Source organism: Neobacillus sp. SuZ13, assembly GCF_030123365.1.
Taxonomy (GTDB): domain Bacteria; phylum Bacillota; class Bacilli; order Bacillales; family Cytobacillaceae; genus Neobacillus.
The window spans coordinates 1,145,807-1,165,878 of sequence record NZ_CP126107.1 but is presented as its reverse complement, the minus strand read 5'-3'; the positions used below and the strand labels follow the sequence as shown (position 1 = coordinate 1,165,878).

Genomic DNA, 20,072 nt, shown 5'->3' with positions numbered 1-20,072 from the left:
CGCTGTCTTAAAGTTAAGAATTAAATAAATAATCCCTCTTGATAACCCATTAAATAGATATAGTAAATTCCGTAACAGATACTAATTATTGAAGCAATACCTGTTAAAACGCGTTCGACCCTTTGTATTTTTCCTACAAATACAAAGGGTAAGCTGACGACAAATGTAAACAAAAGCATCCCTAGTATGGTACCTGTTCCAAATATCCCAATATATAGAACCGCATCCTTCATAGATTCAACCACAGATACAACTAGTAGTGTCATCGCAGCACTTCCAGCAAGTCCATGGATTTGACCAATGAACATAGACTTTAAGAAAAGTTGTTTACTTTCTTTACTTTCTCTTTTTATATCCTTTCTTTTTAGTGTTCGAAGGGAAACGATTCCTAGATAGACAAGCATAACGCCTACACTCATTTCAAATGCCATTCCCCATTTCTCAGGAATGCTTCCTTTCGTAATGGCCAAAATGAGAAATACCCCTAATAACGTTAAGGTATGTCCAATCCCCCAAAAAACACCTAATAAACTGGAATGAAAGAGTGATTTATGTTTACTTGCTATCGTAGAAACAGCAATAATATGGTCAGGTTCTAGAGCGTGTTTGAGTCCTAACAAAAACCCTATTCCTAAAACTCCAAAAAGATTTCCCAACTCGTTTCTACCTCTCTGCCTGTTGCAAAACCTTATTCATACTGCCACTCTTGTATCCGATGAAATCCATCGTGACATAGGTGTATCCAAATTCTTGAAGTTTTGCTGTGATTTCTTGATGATTTTCCAATAAACGTTGCATCTCTTGTGGTTCTACTTCAATTCTAGCAATCTCACCATGGGTACGTACGCGTACTTGCCGAATTCCAATAGCTCGAATAGCTTGTTCTGATTTATCTATTTTTTTCAGTTTTTCTATCGTAATGTGCTCTCCATAAGCTATCCTTGATGAAAGGCAAGCAAAGGAAGGCTTATCCCAAGTTGGTAGCCCCATTTGCTGTGATAGCTCACGAATTTCACTTTTATAAAGATCAGCTTCCTGAAGTGGTCCCCTTACGTTATATTCTCTCGCTGCCTTTGTTCCTGGTCTGTGCTCTCCAAGATCATCTGCTATTAGCCCGAAAGCTACATTACTGTAGTTACCCTCTTCCATGATTGGTACAAGATGCTCAAACAGGCTTTTTTTACAGAAGTAGCATCGGTTTGATGTATTCTCAGAATAACCTGGAATATTTAATTCCGATGTCTGAATTACTTCATGTCTTGCACCCAATTGTTCGGTGAGCTTAATGGCTTCTTGCAATTCCTCAAAAGGGTATGTTTCACTGTCAGCTGTTACAGCCAATACATTTTCCCGACCAAGAGTGTCGAGTGCAGCCTTCAATAAAAATGTACTGTCCACACCGCCTGAAAAGGCAATGACTACAGTCCTCATTTCCTTTAAAATTTCTTGAAGTTTAGTATATTTCAAATCTAGCATGATAATCACCCTTTATAAATTTTATCTAGGTTTCCTGCTGCATGATCTATTTCTTTTTATGCTTTCTGTCGGCTTAAAGCCCGGCTGTCGGTACCAAAATAATTACATCTGTATCTTTTCCATTTAGGTTTGATTCTTCAAAAAAACAGCAGCCTTCATGTCTTATTGGGCAAATTGAACTCCAGAATCACATGCACCTGTTAAATCATCTGCAATTAAAATAATTTTCTCCACCCTAAACCTGCCCTTTTTACTCTTCCACGTAAGGAATCGTTAATGGGCCTAATGGTAAAACAGCAATCGACATATTCTCTCCGTATGTTTGTTTCAATTCCTCTAAAGTTTGTTCAATATTATGAGTAGGTTTTAGCATGGAACCTATAACTTGTTCATCTGTGAGCATGGAGTATACATAGACATCTGCCCAAACTTGCGTCACCGCTTGTTTCTGAACCTGCCATTGATCGAACATTTTAAAATTCGGATCATTGATTAGATCCAATAAAGCTTGTGGGCTATCAGCAAATTCAAAAATCTTCGAATAATTCCCATGACTTGGAAGTCCATCCGAGCATTCAGAAGCGACAATAATCGTTCCGCCTTTTTTAACAATTTTATGTGCTGCACTCATCCCTTTAACAGCTTGATAAAGATTTTGGTCAAGGGGGTAACCAGAATTGGATGTAATAACGACATCAAATCGATCGTCACACTTGATCATGGCATGTTCTTTTACAAATTCGCATCCTTTGTCATGGGCTTCATACAATTCACCAGCAAATACAGATGTGATTTCTTTTTCTCTATTTAATGTAACATTTAACATGAAATTAGGTTTACACATACGATTGATCTCTCGAGTCATCTCTTGAACAGGGTTATCTTCCATATTCCCCCATGTAGAACGAGCATCCCCAATCATTCTTGCATTATGAAAGGTCATAATCGTTTCAATACCAGCAATGCCTGGCATAATCCCTTTTGGACCTCCAGAAAATCCAGCAAAAAAGTGGGGTTCGATAAAGCCGGTTACAATGCGAAAATCGGCTTCCACATATTCCTTATTTAAATATACATCACAACCAAACTTACTTTTTCCAACATTCACTAATGTTTCTTGATCATGACATTGATTGTTAATAATTCTTACATTATCGACAACCCAATCTCCAAGCATTTGAACAAATTCTTCCCTTGTTTGGTCACGATGGGTACCCGTTCCATTTATAATAACAAAATTTTCGATTGGAACATGATTAAGTTCTTCAATCAGTACGGGTACCATCTTATGATTGGGTGTTGGTCTCGTAATATCACTAATAACAATAGCCACTTTATCCGTGGCTTTCACCATTTCTTTTAAAGGTGCAGTGCCAATTGGATTTTTTAATGCTTCTTTTAGGGCTTCAATATCATTTTCTAAACCTGGTAAATGATTAGGCTCAACAATAAATGCATCATCAGACACTTCAACTTCAAGTTTATTTTGGCCATATAATAGGTTTGTTTTCATTTTAATCGCTCACTTTCAATTTTTAAAATGTTAAATAGGTAGTTTTAGAAAAAACAATGCCATTTATTTTCCTAAATAATTATATTATAATTGCAGTCAATTAAATTTTAGCCCCTGAGAATGCTCTCAGGGGCATATTTTTCAATTTATTTACCCAGAGAAATTAACTCGCCTGTCGCTCTTGCAGGATTAATTTTCCTTTCTTCTGAAGCCTGTTTGCGTACCATGCAACTACTATTGGACATAGAATTGCACTCACAATAACACTTGCAGCAACCATAATTGTTGCAGATCCCGCAACTTCAGCATAGGCAGGGTTTGCTGCAGCCACAGCAGCAGGAACTCCAGCGGCATTGCCAGCAGTGGTTGCAGCAGATAATCCTGCAATTCCGTTACCGCCTGTTAAACGGTCTGCAAAGAATAGGGCAGTACCAGTAACAACTACGACAGCAACCCCTAACAAGATTCCAGTCAAACCAGAGGCAGCCACTTTTTTGAAATCCAGTCCGCACCCAAGACCAAATGCAAAGAAAGGAATTAGAACAGGACCTGCTTTCCCAAAAAATTCACGAAGATCTTTATCCAAATTACCTGCAACCATTCCCAGCACTAATGGTAGTACTGCACCAACCATCGCTTGCCAAGGGAAACCAGCAAGACCAGCAGCACCTAAAGTAAGCATTGTAAGGAATGGACCAGATTCAAGAGACATAATGGAGTAAGCACCTGCATCCTCAGGCTTACCAAATTGTCCCATCAGAGCCATGTACATACCACCATTCGTGTCATTCATAGCAGCAACAATAGCCAGTACAGACAACCCGCCAAGAACCATTCCATTTCCTATGAACTGTGCTGCAATAATACCAACAATTGCAGCCACGCCAATCTTTGTGATTAATAACACGCCACCTTTTTTCATGATATAAGGTGTGGCTTTGAAGCTTAATGTTGATCCCATACAGAAAAAGAATACTGCCAAAATTGGGAGCGCGCCCGTCCAAAGGGCACCAGTAAAGGAACCAAAGAAAGTAGGAGTACCAGGGAATAACGTATTTAATGTTGCACCAACAAGAAGTGGAAATAGCATCATTGAGCCGGGAATTCGATCAAGTGTTGCTTTAATTTTCATAACAGTGTAGCTCCTCTCAAGTATAATAATAATTTTTTGTTTTAACAAAATGGTAAATTATCGTAATCGAATTTCTTTAAACTATGGGGAATTTTATTTTATTTCGTTGATAAAAAAATGAACGGACCACTTGCTCGGCTGCTTTTTCAAGCAATTCGCCAGCATATTCCATGGCTTCTTTTAATTCCATGGGTTTGTTTATAATACTGTGAACGCTTACAATTCCATACTGATAAAGTACTTCTATTCCTTTTCCTACGGAACCAGCCAAAATGATTGTCGGAATATTTTTTAATAAAGCCGCCTGCGCGACTCCCATCGGAGTCTTACCTGAAGCCGTTTGGAAATCTACTTGTCCCTCTCCTGTTATGACAAGGTCCGCTCCCCCAAGTGCCTTATGAAGGCCTGTATATTCTAAAACAACATCGATGCCCCTTCTCATTCTAGAAGGGAAAAAAGCTTGGAATGCCCCGCCAATTCCACCAGCTGCTCCTGCTCCTGGTAAATCATGAAGACGAACACCGGTTACTTTTTCAACTTCATCTGCCCAATGAGCTAGACATGCATCTAATATTAGAACCTTCTCGGGAGTTGCCCCCTTTTGTGGTCCAAACACATGTGATGCTCCATTTGGGCCAATTAAAGGATTTTCTACATCTGAGGCAATCAGAAATTGGCAACCTTGAATTCTATTGTCAAAATTGCTTAAATCGATGGAACTGATTTTTTTGAGTTCGGCTCCACCAGTGGAAATTTTGTTTCCTTGTTCATCTAAAAGTGATAACCCCAGAGCCTGGAGCATTCCCGCCCCACCATCATTGGTTGCAGAGCCGCCCAGTGCTAGGATAAATGACTTAAAACCATCATCTAAAGCCTGTTTAATAAGTTCCCCTGTTCCAAAGGTAGTGGCTTTTAATGGATTAAGCTCTTCTCGGGGAATTAGCGGTATCCCAGAGGCCTTAGCCATTTCAATGACACAGGTTTTCCCATCACCCAATATACCGTATTCGGCTTCTATCTTTTGACCTAGTGGTCCAGTTACACAGACTGGAATTTTTTGTCCATGAGTGGCAGCAACTAATGTATCCAACGTTCCTTCACCGCCATCAGCAACAGGAAGGCATAGAGTATTAGCATCTGGAAATGCCTTTTGAATGCCACTTTCTATTGCTCTTGCTGCATCAACTGCACTTAAACTCCCCTTAAATGAGTCAGGGGCAATTACAATCTTCATATTATCCCCCCTCAAGAAATCGTTTTCATTTCTAATCTCATTATACTAAGCTTGATTATAGAAAACATCGTGTGTACCATATAAAAAAAGGGATTAATTTTTTGAATTTTTTGTATGGTTTAACTAACTTTTCGGAGGAAATGATGTTAACAAGAGAAATTGCCCAAACCATTGTACTAGAAACCTCTCTACGCCTTAATAGAAATATAAACATTATGGATGAAAAAGGGATTATTATTGCATCCGGTGATCCTGCTAGGATAGACGATATTCACGAGGGGGCCCTTGAAGTTTTAAAAAGCGGTGAAACACTAATTATTCCTTTTAATGAAAAAGGTGTTTGGAAAGGAGCTCATCCCGGCATTAATCTTCCGATTGTATTTCAGGATAGAATTGTGGGAGTGATTGGCATTACGGGAAATCCCAAAGACATACAGGAGTTAGGCGGCATCGTAAAAATGATTACGGAGCTTATGATTAAAGAAAAATTTATCGCTTCTCAATTGGAATGGAAATTACGAACGAAAGAAATGATTATCGAAGAACTTTTGAAAAGTTCTCCATCCTACAGCAATATCGAACGGTGGCTTAACCTAATTGGGCTAAAACTTCAGGAACCATTTATCACTCATGTAATCCAAATGACGGATCGCACAATTACGAATCAAACATTAACTAATAAAATAGAAGGAATAATTGGTGAAAAACACGGCCTTGTGGGTTTTATCAATATTAATCGAATGTTTATCGCCTTTTCCGGATTTACTCAGGAAGAAGCAGACAAAAAGCTACATAACATATATGACGATTTGAAAAAGCTCAAGTTAAATTTCCGACTAGCATATAGCACTTCTTTTAATTCAATGAGTAAGTTTAACCAATCCTATATTGATTGTGACCTTGCCCTTCAGATCAGTGATGAAGCAGAGGATTTCATTTCATTTGCCGAAGTGGAACCAAAAGCGTTAATTTATAAAATAGATCGTGCATGGGGAGAAAGGTTTACCAATAGAATCATGAATAAAACCTTATTAAAATATGCAGATACTTTAGAAGCCTTTTTTAAAAATAACTTGAATATCCAGCAAACTGCTGATGACTTATACCTTCACCGAAACACACTCATTTATCAGCTAAGCAAAATAGAAAAAGAAACAGGTTATGATCCAAAAAGGTTTAAAGATGCTTTAACACTACAGCTTGCTCTTTGGTCGGATAAGAAGATAAAAAGCGAGGAAACTGCTAACTAACAATACGGAACGTTGGTTTTGAAGGTACAACATTTGGTGACTCAGACTTTGGAACTTTTTCTAGGGCGGTTCCACATCAGCTTATCAAATCGAGGGGGTTTGGAACGAAGATGGGAAAGGTCCATCTGTCATCGATATGACGAAATATCCTGGGGGAACATGTTATGTTTCATTTTTCATTTCCTCTATTTGAGTTTTCTAAAAAAGAGAAGCCGGAAACCATTATGGTTTACCGGCATGTATTAGGATTAAAGTTGTTCGCCGTTTGTAGCAATAACATCTTTATACCAATAGAAAGACTTCTTCTTGCTGCGTTCTAATGTTCCGCTGCCGTCGTCATGTCTATCAACATAAATAAATCCATATCGCTTAGACATTTCACCTGTAGAGGCACTCACAAGGTCGATACATCCCCAAGGAGTGTATCCGATTAGGTTAACACCATCTTCGATCGCTTCACCCATCGCTTTAATATGGTCTCTTAAATAATCAATGCGATAATCATCGTTGATTGAGCCATCTGCTTCTACTGTATCTTTTGCCCCTAGACCATTTTCTACAATGAATAAAGGTACTTGATAACGGTCATAAAGTTTGTTTAATGAGATTCGAAGACCTTCAGGGTCAATCTCCCAGCCCCAGTCACTTGCTTTAAGGAAAGGATTTTTCACACCGCCGATAATGTTACCAGATGAACTTTCTTCATTTGTTTTTTCTTTCTTTTCAGTGCGGGACATGTAATAACTAAATCCAATATAATCAACCGTACCTTCTTTAATGATTTCCAAATCGCCTTCTTGAATGTCTATTTCAATACCATTTTCCTTAAAATAACGTTTGGCGAATGCAGGATATTCCCCACGAACTTGAACATCTCCACAATAGTAGTTAAATATTTGTTCTTCTTTTAAAGCATGCATGACATTTTCAGGGTTGCTATCGAAAGCATACACTGGAGCATATACAAGCATACATCCAATTTGCGAACCAGGAATGATTTCGTGTCCGATTTTTACAGCTAGGGCACTAGCCACAAATTGATGATGCAGTCCTTGGAAACTTTCCTGTAATCGTGCTTCTTCACTTGATGCAGAAAAACCTAAGCCGAAAAGCGGGAAATGTGTCGCTCCATTGATCTCGTTAAATGTCATCCAATACTTCACTTTATCTTTATAACGATTAAAAACAGTTCTTGCATAACGCTCAAAGAACCCAATGAGTTTTCGATTTTTCCAAGCACCATATTCTTTAATAAGGTGCAGCGGTGTTTCATAGTGAGAAATGGTTACGACTGGTTCAATACCATGTTTATGTAACTCATCAAATACCCGGTCGTAAAAAGCTAAACCTTCCTCATTAGGAGTTTCTTCGTCCCCTCTTGGGAAAATCCGCGACCAAGCAATAGACATACGGAATACTTTAAAACCCATTTCAGCAAAAAGAGCGATATCTTCTTTATAGCGATGGTAAAAATCAATTGCTTCGTGATTTGGATAGTGGTACTTACTTTCGTCAATCTCATAATTGAAACCAGGTTTCATAAGGAGTTCTAAACGAACTTTTCCACCAGGGAGTACATCGGCAAGGTTTAAACCTTTACCGCCTTCTTGTGATGCTCCTTCTAATTGATTAGCAGCGGTTGCTCCGCCCCATAAAAAGCCTTCTGGAAATTTACGATTCAATTTCAATCACCTCTAATTTTTTTATAAATCCAATGGTTAACGTTAGTAATATATAGAAAATCAGGGGAAATAGATTCCCCCACCTTCATATTATTGCAATGCTAGGAATGCCTCACGTGTATTGATTTTCCCTTGTTTAACAGGTTCAATTGTTTGATAACGGTCAGGATTTGTAATAATGACTGGAGTAATTAAGTCATATCCTTCTGCTTTAATAGCTTCCATATCAAAGGTTACAAGAGTTTGGCCCACTTCAATAAAGTCGCCATCTTTCACATGTGCTGTGAAATGTTTTCCTTGTAGTCTTACCGTATCTAAACCAACATGGATTAGGATTTCTGCTCCATTATCACTTGTAATGCCGATCGCATGCTTTGTTTTAAAAATAGTCGTTACTCTTCCAGTAACAGGAGAAACTACTTTTCCTTCCTGCGGCAGGATCGCTAAACCTTTACCCATGATTCCAGTAGAGAATGTTGGATCATTTACTTCACTTAATGCTTTTACTTCGCCTTTTAACGGGCTAAATACTTTTTCTGCTGCTACTACTAATTCAGACTTTGTGTCAACAGTGTTAGTTTCATCTACTGTTGTAGTCTCTTGCTCTTCTTCACCTTCTACATCTTCAAAGCCCATTATAAAAGTAGCGATGGCGCCTGCTGCGAAAGCAATTGGTAATCCAATAATAGCTAAAACAAATGTCGATCCGATAAAAGAAGCAATACCTGGTAAACCAACGTTACCACCTAGAATGAAATATTTTACACCTACTGCACTGTAGTATGCTCCACCAACAGCACCACCAATTAATCCACCGATAAATGGTTTCTTAAGGCGCATGTTAACACCATACATAGCAGGTTCTGTAATACCCATAAGTGCAGTTAAACTAGTAGTCATTGCTAATGATTTAAATGATTTATTTTTTGAGCGTAAAGATACGGCAAATGTTGCTCCTGCTTGTCCCATGTTTGCGGCAAACATTGACGGCAAGATAAAGTCATATCCTTTAGTTGCAAGGTTGTTCATTACAATTGGAGTAAATGCATAGTGCATACCTGTCATGATAATTAATGAGAATGTACCACCTAAGATTAACCCCGCAAAGATCCATCCATATTTAAATAATGCCCCAATTGCTAGAGAAAGCCAGTTTCCAAGAATGGCACCAAGTGGACCAACTGCGATTAATGTAATTGGTACAATGAAAAGTAAAGTGATAGTTGGAACTAAAATAAGCTTAAACATACTAGGAATTACTCGGTCAACCCATCTTTCAACATATGACGCAATCCAAATCGCTAGTAAAATTGGTATAACGGTTGAAGAATAAGTGACTGCAGTTACAGGGAGTCCAAGGAAATGAACCGGTTTACCTGCACCTAATAAAGCTGTTATGGTTGGATGCAAAAGCGCCGCAGCAATCGTTGCCGCTACATAAACGTTACTGCCAAACTTTTTGGCCGCACTTACTGCTAAAATAATTGGCAAGAAGTAAAATGCACCGTCACCAATAGCGTTTAAGATGGTATATGCTTGACTAGTGTTTGTCATCCCCCCAAACGCCATCGCAATGGCTAAGATCCCTTTGATCATACCGGCACCGGCAATTGCAGGAAGAAGTGGTGTGAATGCCCCAGAAATTACATCAAAGATGGCATTGATCGGATTTTTTCCTTTTGCAGAGGATTTCTTACCCTTGCTATCCATTTTTATCGCACTGTTTTCAAGAATAGCGTTATATACTTTTGGAACATCATTTCCGATAATAATCTGGAATTGGTCACCGCTTATATTGGTGCCCATGATTCCAGGAACTTTTTCTATTCTTTTACGATCTACCTTACTTTGATCCAGTAAATTGAAACGTAGTCTTGTCATACAGTGAATAACGTTTTGAACATTACCTTCTCCACCGACTAATTCAATGATGCTTATGGCTGTTTTTTTGTAGTCCATGGTTATACCTCCTGATTTTTTGTAAAAAAATAACCTGAGTAACAAGAGATGGATATGACCCAATGGTCCCACTCGTGTCCCTCAGGTTTTGCCTGCATTACCAGTAACAATCCTGTGTTATAAATATAAACTTGTAAAACTTCCGAAGTCAGTTGCAGCATCTGGCCAGTTCCTGCAACAGCACTTCAAATTAGGAAATAAAAAAAACCTAAATTGTACACCACACCCATAAGAGTAATAGTACTACAATTTAGGTTTTGCCTGCTTGATCAGTAACAATCCTAAAAAAATAATTAATTTGTAAACATATATTAGCATCCGCTTTCATTCCAAGTCAACGCTTTCTTTCAAAAAAATTTTATAACCTATTTACCAAGAGTTTAATATGAATGGTAAAGTAAGCCATTAAGATTTTAGTTTAGAAATCAACCAATTCTTTCATTTTTTGTACAGTTATTCCCATATGGAAATAACACATATCTTGCCTTCTGTTTCGGTTGTATAATAGACTTTTACCATACGCCCAAGTTAATATAATTCAATAATCTCAACTACTTGAGAAGGGGCAGACTTCAATTTAGCCGAAAAATCGAATTACATTTTTCATAAAAATAACTTTAAGATAGAAGAAGCGGCCAAAATCTAGTAAAATATCCACATGTGATATTAGATAAGGGGTTAAAAAAATGAGCGTATTAAACGTAAAAAATTTAAGTCACGGTTTCGGTGATCGTGCGATTTTTAATGATGTGTCTTTTCGACTTTTAAAAGGAGAACACGTTGGACTAGTTGGGGCAAATGGTGAGGGTAAGTCTACTTTCATGAATATTGTTACTGGAAAGTTGAAACCCGACGAGGGGAAAGTTGAGTGGTCACGAAAAGTTCGTGTTGGTTATTTAGATCAGCATGCTGTACTTCAAAAAGGTACTACGATGCGTGACGCTTTGAGTACAGCTTTTCAATATTTATTTGATGCTGAATCAGAGATCAACGAACTTTATGCAAAAATGGGTGATGAAGGTGCTGATATCGATGCATTACTTGCAGAAGTTGGAGAGCTACAAGAAACTTTAGATAGTAATGATTTCTATCAAATTAATTCAAAAGTTGAGGAAGTAGCTCGTGGCCTAGGATTAGACGATGTTGGACTAGATCGAGATGTAGATGATCTTAGCGGTGGGCAACGTACGAAAGTTTTGCTAGCTAAGCTTTTGCTAGAAAAGCCTGAAATCCTATTACTTGACGAGCCTACGAACTATTTGGATGAACAGCATATTGAATGGTTGAAGCGCTATTTACAGGAATATGAGAATGCATTCATCTTGATTTCGCATGATATTCCATTCTTGAACAATGTTGTTAACTTGATCTATCATATGGAAAACCAAGAGTTGAATCGCTATGTTGGAGACTATGATAACTTCTTAAATATATATGAAATGAAGAAGCAACAGTTAGAGTCTGCTTACAAGCGTCAACAACAAGAAATTGCTAATTTGAAGGATTTCGTTGCTCGTAACAAGGCAAGTGTTGCGACTCGTAATATGGCGATGTCTCGTCAGAAGAAGCTCGATAAAATGGAAATTATTGAATTGGGGAAAGAGAAGCCAAAACCAGAGTTTAACTTCAAGGAAGCTCGTACAGCTAGTCGTTATATTTTCACAGCTGAAGATCTTGTTATTGGTTACAATGAACCACTTTCTCGCCCTCTGAACTTGAAAATGGAACGCGGACAAAAAATTGCATTCGTTGGTGCAAACGGTATTGGTAAGTCTACTCTTTTAAAAAGTATTCTTGGGTTGATTGATCCAATTTCGGGTAAAGTGGAACGTGGTGAGTATCAACACATCGGTTACTTCGAGCAGGAAGTTAAACAGTCCAACTACAACACTTGTATTGAAGAGATTTGGAGCGAATTTCCAAGTATGAATCAGGCTGAAGTCCGTGCTGCTCTTGCAAAATGTGGATTAACGACGAAACATATTGAAAGTAAAGTCGAAGTCCTTTCTGGTGGCGAAAAAGCCAAAGTACGATTGTGTAAAATTATTAACACAGAAACGAATTTATTAATTCTAGACGAACCTACCAATCACTTGGATGTGGACGCAAAAGAAGAATTGAAGCGTGCTTTAAAGGCATACCGCGGAAGTATCTTGATGGTATCCCACGAACCAGATTTCTATCGTGAAATTGCAACCGATATTTGGAATTGTGAGGATTGGACTACGAAAGTGTTTTAAATAAAGCTTAAGGGGTACCCAATGGATAAAAATTCACTTGGGTACCCCTTTTTATTAACATCCAAAATTTTATTAAAAATACTAAAGAATAGAATGATCTTCTATTATTTCAATATTAATTTTGCAACAGCTTCCAATTGATTCAAGCGGGTACTCTAAATAACACTCGTCCGAGCTCATAAATTTATGTGTCCTCCCCCCACAAATTACTCCCATCCAACATTTACTTTAGTATGTGCTGTGAACGGTAGAGACTTGGGGTTGTTCCAATATGTTTCTTGAATACTTGATTAAAGTATTTTTGATTTTCGTAGCCTACTTGTTTACAAATTTCGGATACTTTTAAATTTGAGGTTCTTAGCATTTTTTTTGCATTATTTAATCGAACCTTTGTAATATATTCAAAAATGGTGCTGCCAACTGCCTTAGAGAACAAACTACATAGGTAGGCAGGGTTCTTATGGAACAGCTTGCCTAAATCATCTAGAACGATTGGGTCCTTAAAATTAGCATTTATGAAACTCTTTAAATCAATGATCAGTTTTTCATTATAGGACACGTGGTTCTCATTTAAAAAAGCAGTTGATTGTTCAATAAATTGTTCAAGCCAAACTCTGATTTCTTCCAAAGACTGTAATTGATTTAATTCTTGGTAAACTAAATATCGTTCGCCCCCAGTTTTATTTACTTCATATTCACTTTCGATATATTCCAAAAAATGATTAACGATTTTAAAACATACATATTTTGATCTTTCTGGAGGCAGGCTGCTTTTTTGGCAATCGAGAAAAACTTTGTCCATGAACTGATTCATGCTGCTAAGAAGATCTAGGCCTTTTTCATTAAAAAATGTATCAATTTTTTCAATAATGCGATTGCCAAATGAATGATTAAACGTTTCTAATTCTTTATAATAGGTTACTAACTGGTTTGAAAAAATGCCATTTTTCAAAGCTTCTTTTGCTTCACTGTAGGCTTTCTTTATGTCCGAAATATTCTCATAAACATTGCTGATTCCAACATTGGGTCTTATTTTAATATCATGAAAAATCAATGACTCAAGGTCCTGAACCACGTCATTCCCAATCTCTAAACCAAAGTTTAAAAACATAACAACGATTTCACTATCAATCGTATAGATAAAACTCTCAATCTTCCTGTTTTCCAATAAGTTTTTTAAACGTTCTAAGGATACTTGAGTTTTTTCCGTGTCTTTTGAATCTTCCCAGGCAAGCCCCTTCAATCCGATGTTTAAAAAAGAAAAACTTTTTAGCTTTTGGTCTTTTTCAGGGGCAGCAAATCTCTGTCCTAAGATATAATCAAGTAAACGCTTTTCTTCTAAAGCCATTTGATATTCATTAATCCGCTCAGTTGAATGTTTTTCATTATTTATTTTTTCTAGTTTGAAAATGGCGTTTTTAATAGAATCAATAATTTCTTCTACTTCAATAGGTTTGACTAGATAGTCGATTGCCTCGAGTTGAATAGCCCTTTTGGCATAATCAAATTTTGAATATCCGCTTATAATGATAAAAACAGTATCTAGATTAAGATCCTTTGTTTCTTTAATTAAATCCAATCCATTTAATTTTGGCATTCTTATATCTACTAACACAATGTCAGGCTTCTTGTTCATAATTTCTTTAAGGGCTTCTTCTCCGTCTAAGGCAGATCCTACAATTTCAATGTGATGCTCCTTCCAGTTAGCTGCTGATTTTAAACCTTCAATTACAATTTTTTCATCATCAACAATTAAAAGTTTATACATATTAGAAAACTCCTTAAAGATTGATATGGATAATTCCGTCGTTCTTTAGGCCAACCTTAAGATAAACGGTAGTTCCCTTTCCTATTTCACTCTCAATCTTTAATCCATATTCTTTTCCATAATAAAGTTTCAATCGTTCATTAATATTTTTCAAAGCATAGCCCTTTTTGTTAATATCTACTTCATTCATGTCAAATCCTTTTCCGGTATCACGAATAATGAAAAGTAGACCAGCCTCGACCTTAGTGCCTGCAATCATGATGGTTCCGCTTTCCTGATGTTCTAACCCATGGTAAACAGCGTTTTCTACAATGGGCTGTAACAGCAATTTAATGATACTTTCTTCCATGATTTCAGGTTCAATCGTAAATGTGTAGTGGATTTTATGGTCAAAACGAATATTTTGGATATCCATATAACTCTTCACTTGATCCATTTCATTTTTTACGGAGGTAATATGACTTCCATCATTTAAGGTAAGTCTAAAAATTTTTGACAAGTTAATCGCAATTTTTGCTATTTGTTTCGCTTTTACTTTCTCTGCCATCCAATAAATAGTGTTCAAAGTGTTATATAAAAAATGTGGATTAATGTGGCTTTGCAAGGCTAATAGCTCTGCTTCCTTTTCCTTAATCTGTGATTTATATAACCTTTTCGTTAAATCATTATTCCAATTATAAAGATGAACAATCTGATTCCCGATTTCTCCAAGTTCATCCTCATTATTAAAATGAATACCTACTACAGTCTCTCGTTTTCCCATTTTTTCAGTAACCATGCGCAGCAAACTTAACTGGTTTGTAATCCTCCTGGTAATAAATAAGGCAATAATTAAGGAGAACATTAACGCCATCACTAATAAAGAAATTGTTACTAATCGAAGTTGATTGACCTCGCGAACAATATTTTCATAGGGGATAATACTGACAACATCCCAATTTGTTTTTTTGTTTGTATGATAATTAAAGAAATATTGCGTTCCATTCATTACTTTTTTTATGGTTCCGCTTTTCTCACGCCCTTGAATGATTTTGGCTACCTGAGATGAAGAGAAACTATGATTGCTAGAGAACAAAATTTTATCTCCATCCAGTATTAAAATATCTCCTGGAGGGTTACTATTATTAAACATATTATCAAAATAGGCTGGATCAAGATCAATCAGAACCAGCCCCATTTGTTCCTTCGTTCCAAGATCTCGAATATTTCTTCCGTACAGTAAAGATTGGTTAGCACCTTTAACAAGTTTTAAATTACTTCCATTTAACCATTCACCCTGCCATTCGCTATGAAGTAATCTTGGATAGATATTGGACCTTTTTATCGTTTGATAGATATCATTCTTCAAATTTTGTTCCCCGCGGTTTACTTTCAAAAAGCCGTGATTTTCATTCCCAACGTAGATGGCATTAATATAGGGATTGTTTACCACCGTTATATTATTCAAGTTTTCAAGTGATGACGTCTCCAATCTGTATAACTTTGCATCTGTTTTTTTATAGGTTAAATAGTCCTGAATTTCATCCGAAAGAAAAATGTCATTAGATAGATTCTCTACATTGCTTCCAAATGCGTTAATATTCCAATCGACAATAGTTAAAAAGTTATCAATCGTGGAAGATACTTTATTTTCTATTACTTTATTAAAATAAATGAACGTAAAAGGACCAATAACAAGTAAAGGGATTAGGGCTGAAAACAAAGCTAATAAGATAATTTTACGCTTAATTGGAGAATCGATGAGTCTCATTAGTTTAGCCATTATGTTTCTCCAGTTTATAAATTTTGTCCATGGTCATACTTACTCTGGTGATAGAATACTTGATTGGTTCACTGTCCATCGGTCAAGCCAATCCACCACAAAAACATAGTTGAATATTATTTATGCTCCTGGCGTTGGAGTGGCTCTGAATGCATTTACAGTCTTATCCATAACAACCAGTGCATCACTTCCCGAATCAAGAATCGTATTTTGAAGCGACTCTTTTTCTACCAATACTGTTGTTACGGTAAGCGGCTCTGATGCTTCGGTAGTTAACAAAGCTTCTACTTGCGCAGAGAAACAAGAATCACTTATCTTGGCATGAATCTCCGTGGCAACAACATGATTATTAGAAATATAATTTCCATTACCTGAAACAATACGTATGATTACAGGTGTTGCCCCTACCGGCTTGATGTTCTGAGTATTAATTACCTCAGAAAAGTGATTAGCAATTACAGAATTATTATTGCCACTGATATAGAGGAGACCATACAAATCATCTAAACCATTGTCTATTCCCAGAAAAGGAGTCCAAGGTTCATGGTCACGTAAAAAGTGATTTGAAGAAACCAAATTTTCTGAACAATTACCCCTGAATACCACCATTCCTGGATAAAATGAATGAAGTCTATTATTTGTGATACTAGAACGAGCCACACCATCAAAATAGATACTGCTCGCACCTCGTGGAAAAACATTATTCGCTGTAATCAAAAGTCCACCAAAATTTTGAGCGTAAATTGAATATCCTTTAAAACCTGCTCCTATCAAGTTATCGGTTATTTTTGAAGCCTGTCCCCAACCTCGCAGCTCTACACAGTTTCCACATTCAACTATGAAATTATCATGTATAGTCAGTGCATCTGCATGATAAATAGTAATTCCATGCTCTAAATACACCAACCCCATGCCTGTAATCCGAAATGAGTCACAAGCACTTGCAACATAAATTCCCGTTTTCCCGTTGGTGTATGTGTTCTCCGGATTTGTTTCTCCTGAGCCATCTTCAATAAAATGCAAACCATCAATACAAAAGTCAGAAAACTCTACTGAACTTATTCGGGGATTTCCACTTCGTTCAACATAAAATGCAGCTCCTTTATATTCCTCGTCATTTACTTCAAGGGGAATATCTACGAGTATGCGACTTCCTCCCGGCCACAATTCATGCAAATCCGCCCATTCATTTTCAGAAGTATTAAAACGAATACTCGAAGATGTAAACCCGTGTCCAGAACCCATAATTTTAAGATAACTAATGTCTATAACTACTTGACTACCAAGATGATAATCTCCCGGTGGAATATAGATAACCGCACCCGGCTTTCCGCCTTTATTCACATCAGTGTCCGTTTGCCTACTTTTAATATCTGCTATAATGCTATTGATTACCTCACCAATATCCTCATACGGATTACCGACAGGCCACTCTGTTACGTCGTAATGATTTTTACTAGCCATAAATAAATTCTCCTATCGATTTAGTGTGTTTGTTCATAAACTACTTTTTCCTTGATATAGCTAAAAGTAAAGCCTTACGAATTCGTGCTTTTCCTGCAGCTTTTCTGAATATATACGCTCTGAAAGAAAAATATTATTCGATAAATTCTCTACACAGCTTACGGCCCCGCCATTCGAAAACAATTCAAAACCCTTACCTAATAAGTCAGGAAAGATCAGACTGGTCATGGCCATTTCCCCATTATTAGCAAATACCTCAATCGAAGAACGATCGACAAATACATGAAGTTTTATCCGATGGTTTGGAGCTTTAACTGCTTCATGATCGATAGATGGAAAGAATCCATTAAAAGTGGTTTCACCTGAGTTTCTTCTATCAATGTAAATTTCCTCTTTTTCAACATTATATCCTATCACTGTTTCTTTTTTGGCTGATTTCAACACTTTTATCCCAAATTCCTTTGCTACTTCAAACTCAAATTCCACAATCATGTCACAAGTCGTTCCTTGAAGGTTCAAAAGGAGATTTGTGTCTGGTTCTAGTATTTGATTCTCAAGGTGGATATGTTCGGCACGGAGATTTTCCAGTTCCTTTATTGGCTTTTGAATCAACAGACCCGTGGATGTCAGAAATAGTTCTCGTGGAAGCGTCAACGCACCTCTCCACCCTTGAGTCGGAGTTTCGTTTGCATACCTCCAGTTGCTCATCCAGCCGATATAAATTCGTCTCGCATCTACTGTGTCTGACCAACTGACTCCAGCATAATTATCCTTGCCGCTATCTAGCCATTTAACTTTTTGATCGGAACCATCGCTTTGCCGTGCCGGGGTTTCTTTGAGTTTGTATACGTATCATGATGGGTAAAAATGGCCACTAAACCAGATTTCCCATTAAAGAATCCTAAGAAGGCATCACCCGCTCCAGTCGTATCGACTGCTTTGACGTTATAACCGCTAATTTTTCCAAAAGCTTTTCCTTTGCGAAAAAGGCAGCCCTCGTTCCCGAGTGTGACGAATAGCAATGACAGTTGATATTCCTTTACCAAATAATCTGTTCCCTCGAGAAATTCCATTTCTCCTACGAGCAGGTGAAATTCTTCTTCCGATAATTTCACGATATCCGAATTCAATAGTCCTTTTTTCATCAATTCCTTAGCATGATGCTCACACTTCCATAATTGCCTTCGATAATTAGGATCAAAGGAAATAATCTTTCCAATATCTTTTGCCTGTTTAATTGCTTCAAAGGTTGCCGGTCGTGCAGGCTCATCTGTTAACGAGAGTGACCAAAGTGAACGATTTTTGACTGGCAAAGGATTTCGTGGTCCACTTCCTCCGTTCGTAACATCATATATGCACTAGGGTTACGATAAAAACTGAAGGATCGATCCCCCTCTTCATTCAAATGGACTAAAGCAAGGGTGGTGCGAATTTCATTCGAAAATGTTAATCCATGAGTATGAATTCCACAATCAATTAACATCTGCTCTAGGAAATGTGCAGGCTTTCGATTAAATTTTGCCAATGCCGCTAGTACATTCGCTGGGGCTCCGCCAGGGTTCTGAACAAAAGAAACCGTCTCCTCCTCAGGATTTCTAGTCTGAGTAAAATCATTTAATAACTCTCCAATAGCTGTTACATCATACATACTTATACCTCACTCCGCCATTTGCTTTTTTTATCAAATTGTTATTCTTTCACTGCACCTAAAGTCATACCGCTTACAATATAGCGTTGTACGAAAAAGGAAAATATCATAACAGGTAGACTAAATGAGATGGCAGCAGCTGTCATTGGCCCTAAATCAAGATTATAGGCGGTTAAAAATTCTGAAATCCCTACTGTCGCCGTTTTGGCATTCGTACTGGTCATGAGTAGCGAGAACAAGAAATCATTCCATGCTAACATAAAAGTAAAGATAGCCGTCGTTGCCAGTCCAGGGAGTGACACCGGAAGAATAATTCTGATAAAGGCACCGATCCAGCTGCATCCATCCACCCTGGCTGCTTCATCAAATTCTTTTGGAACCGAGTCAAAAAAACCAATCATTAACCAAATTGCAAAGGGGACATTTAAGCTGGTATACACCAAGATTAACGCAAAATGGGTATCAATTAAGCCCATACTTTTTACAATCATATACATCGGAATTGCAATACTAATCATTGGTACCATTCTGATCACTAAGGTAAATAACAAAAAGTAGCTTCCTGTTATGGAAGAAAACCTGGAAATTCCATATGCAGCCATGGCCCCAAAAAACACACTTAAAATGGTGCTGGTACCCGCTGTAATTAAGCTATTTAAAAAATATTTTCCTATAGGCAAGTAATCGAACATTTTTAAATAATTTTCTAGTGAAAATTTCGAGGGCCATAAAGTTGGCGGCGCCGTAACTGCCTCGGCGGATGGTTTCAATGATGTTAAAAATAGATAGATATACGGACCTAAGAATAGTAAAGCCAACAAGCAAGTGGTCAACAATACAATCAGCGTCCATATTTTATGTTTAACATGAAAATTTACAAACCAAACTGGTTTTTCTGCAAACGTTTCTTTTAATGGTATATGGGCCATTTCTATTTCACCTCT

At 37.3% G+C, this 20,072-nt stretch carries 16 protein-coding genes and 2 pseudogenes; 3 read left to right on the top strand and 15 right to left on the bottom strand.

Translation table 11 applies throughout. From position 1 onward, the window contains the following. Nucleotides 1–20 precede the first annotated feature (20 nt). The 5 genes from QNH17_RS05515 to QNH17_RS05495 all read right to left on the bottom strand — a co-directional run bounded on the left by QNH17_RS05515 (nt 21) and on the right by QNH17_RS05495 (nt 5,355). On the bottom strand, nt 21–656 hold the full coding sequence (locus QNH17_RS05515; RefSeq protein ID WP_283877784.1) for an urease accessory protein UreH: 636 nt from the start codon (nt 654–656) through the stop codon (nt 21–23). Between the two features lie 7 nt (nt 657–663). After that, nucleotides 664–1,476: an ATP-dependent sacrificial sulfur transferase LarE gene (larE, locus tag QNH17_RS05510; RefSeq protein ID WP_283877783.1), complete on the bottom strand. Its 813-nt coding sequence runs from the start codon at nt 1,474–1,476 to the stop codon at nt 664–666. A gap of 250 nt (nt 1,477–1,726) precedes the next feature. Next, a complete protein-coding gene (gene larA / locus QNH17_RS05505) occupies nt 1,727–2,989 on the bottom strand; it encodes a nickel-dependent lactate racemase (RefSeq protein ID WP_283877782.1) in 1,263 nt (420 codons plus the stop codon). Between the two features lie 163 nt (nt 2,990–3,152). Then, nucleotides 3,153–4,121 (bottom strand): 2-keto-3-deoxygluconate permease, encoded by a 969-nt coding sequence (locus QNH17_RS05500; RefSeq protein ID WP_283877781.1) that lies wholly within the window; start codon nt 4,119–4,121, stop codon nt 3,153–3,155. 76 nt (nt 4,122–4,197) lie between these two features. Continuing rightward, nucleotides 4,198–5,355 carry a glycerate kinase gene (locus QNH17_RS05495; RefSeq protein WP_283877780.1) on the bottom strand — a complete coding sequence of 386 codons (1,158 nt, stop codon included), beginning with the start codon at nt 5,353–5,355 and terminating at the stop codon, nt 4,198–4,200. A 143-nt stretch (nt 5,356–5,498) separates the two neighbouring features. Between QNH17_RS05495 and QNH17_RS05490 the strand changes: the two genes are divergently transcribed. Both QNH17_RS05490 and QNH17_RS29860 read left to right on the top strand, forming a co-directional pair. Beyond that, nucleotides 5,499–6,605 (top strand): CdaR family transcriptional regulator, encoded by a 1,107-nt coding sequence (locus QNH17_RS05490; RefSeq protein WP_283877779.1) that lies wholly within the window; start codon nt 5,499–5,501, stop codon nt 6,603–6,605. A 64-nt stretch (nt 6,606–6,669) separates the two neighbouring features. Beyond that, nucleotides 6,670–6,765, top strand: a pseudogene (locus tag QNH17_RS29860) (family 1 glycosylhydrolase); the annotation flags it as partial. Nucleotides 6,766–6,853: 88 nt separating this feature from the next. Here QNH17_RS29860 and QNH17_RS05480 read toward each other — a convergent pair. Continuing rightward, the gene (locus QNH17_RS05480; protein ID WP_283877778.1) at nt 6,854–8,287 is read right to left on the bottom strand and encodes a glycoside hydrolase family 1 protein; all 1,434 of its coding nucleotides are present in this window, start codon (nt 8,285–8,287) and stop codon (nt 6,854–6,856) included. A 90-nt stretch (nt 8,288–8,377) separates the two neighbouring features. Further along, nucleotides 8,378–10,246 carry a beta-glucoside-specific PTS transporter subunit IIABC gene (locus QNH17_RS05475; protein ID WP_283877777.1) on the bottom strand — a complete coding sequence of 623 codons (1,869 nt, stop codon included), beginning with the start codon at nt 10,244–10,246 and terminating at the stop codon, nt 8,378–8,380. Nucleotides 10,247–10,932: 686 nt separating this feature from the next. Here QNH17_RS05475 and QNH17_RS05470 point away from each other — a divergent pair. Continuing rightward, the gene (locus QNH17_RS05470; protein ID WP_283877776.1) at nt 10,933–12,486 is read left to right on the top strand and encodes an ABC-F family ATP-binding cassette domain-containing protein; all 1,554 of its coding nucleotides are present in this window, start codon (nt 10,933–10,935) and stop codon (nt 12,484–12,486) included. Between the two features lie 223 nt (nt 12,487–12,709). Here QNH17_RS05470 and QNH17_RS05465 read toward each other — a convergent pair whose 3' ends face one another. The 8 genes and pseudogenes from QNH17_RS05465 to QNH17_RS05435 all read right to left on the bottom strand — a co-directional run bounded on the left by QNH17_RS05465 (nt 12,710) and on the right by QNH17_RS05435 (nt 20,057). Beyond that, nucleotides 12,710–14,254 (bottom strand): response regulator, encoded by a 1,545-nt coding sequence (locus QNH17_RS05465; RefSeq protein WP_283877775.1) that lies wholly within the window; start codon nt 14,252–14,254, stop codon nt 12,710–12,712. 13 nt (nt 14,255–14,267) lie between these two features. Further along, nucleotides 14,268–16,016, bottom strand: coding sequence for a cache domain-containing sensor histidine kinase (locus tag QNH17_RS05460; RefSeq protein WP_283877774.1), 1,749 nt, complete (start codon nt 16,014–16,016; stop codon nt 14,268–14,270). Nucleotides 16,017–16,136: 120 nt separating this feature from the next. Next, entirely contained in the window at nt 16,137–17,480 is a 1,344-nt protein-coding gene (locus QNH17_RS05455) for a NosD domain-containing protein (protein WP_283877773.1), read from the bottom strand. A gap of 60 nt (nt 17,481–17,540) precedes the next feature. Then, the gene (locus tag QNH17_RS05450; RefSeq protein WP_283877772.1) at nt 17,541–18,134 is read right to left on the bottom strand and encodes a GH32 C-terminal domain-containing protein; all 594 of its coding nucleotides are present in this window, start codon (nt 18,132–18,134) and stop codon (nt 17,541–17,543) included. Between the two features lie 3 nt (nt 18,135–18,137). After that, nucleotides 18,138–18,227: pseudogene (locus QNH17_RS29950) on the bottom strand (hypothetical protein); the annotation flags it as partial. A 35-nt stretch (nt 18,228–18,262) separates the two neighbouring features. Further along, the gene (locus QNH17_RS05445; RefSeq protein ID WP_283877771.1) at nt 18,263–18,793 is read right to left on the bottom strand and encodes a PfkB family carbohydrate kinase; all 531 of its coding nucleotides are present in this window, start codon (nt 18,791–18,793) and stop codon (nt 18,263–18,265) included. Next, nucleotides 18,754–19,128, bottom strand: coding sequence for a PfkB family carbohydrate kinase (locus QNH17_RS05440; RefSeq protein ID WP_283877770.1), 375 nt, complete (start codon nt 19,126–19,128; stop codon nt 18,754–18,756). The genes QNH17_RS05445 and QNH17_RS05440 overlap by 40 nt, the downstream gene beginning before the upstream one ends. A gap of 41 nt (nt 19,129–19,169) precedes the next feature. Further along, complete coding sequence (locus QNH17_RS05435) at nt 19,170–20,057, bottom strand: carbohydrate ABC transporter permease (RefSeq protein ID WP_283877769.1); 888 nt, start codon at nt 20,055–20,057, stop codon at nt 19,170–19,172. Between the last annotated feature and the right edge of the window lie 15 nt (nt 20,058–20,072).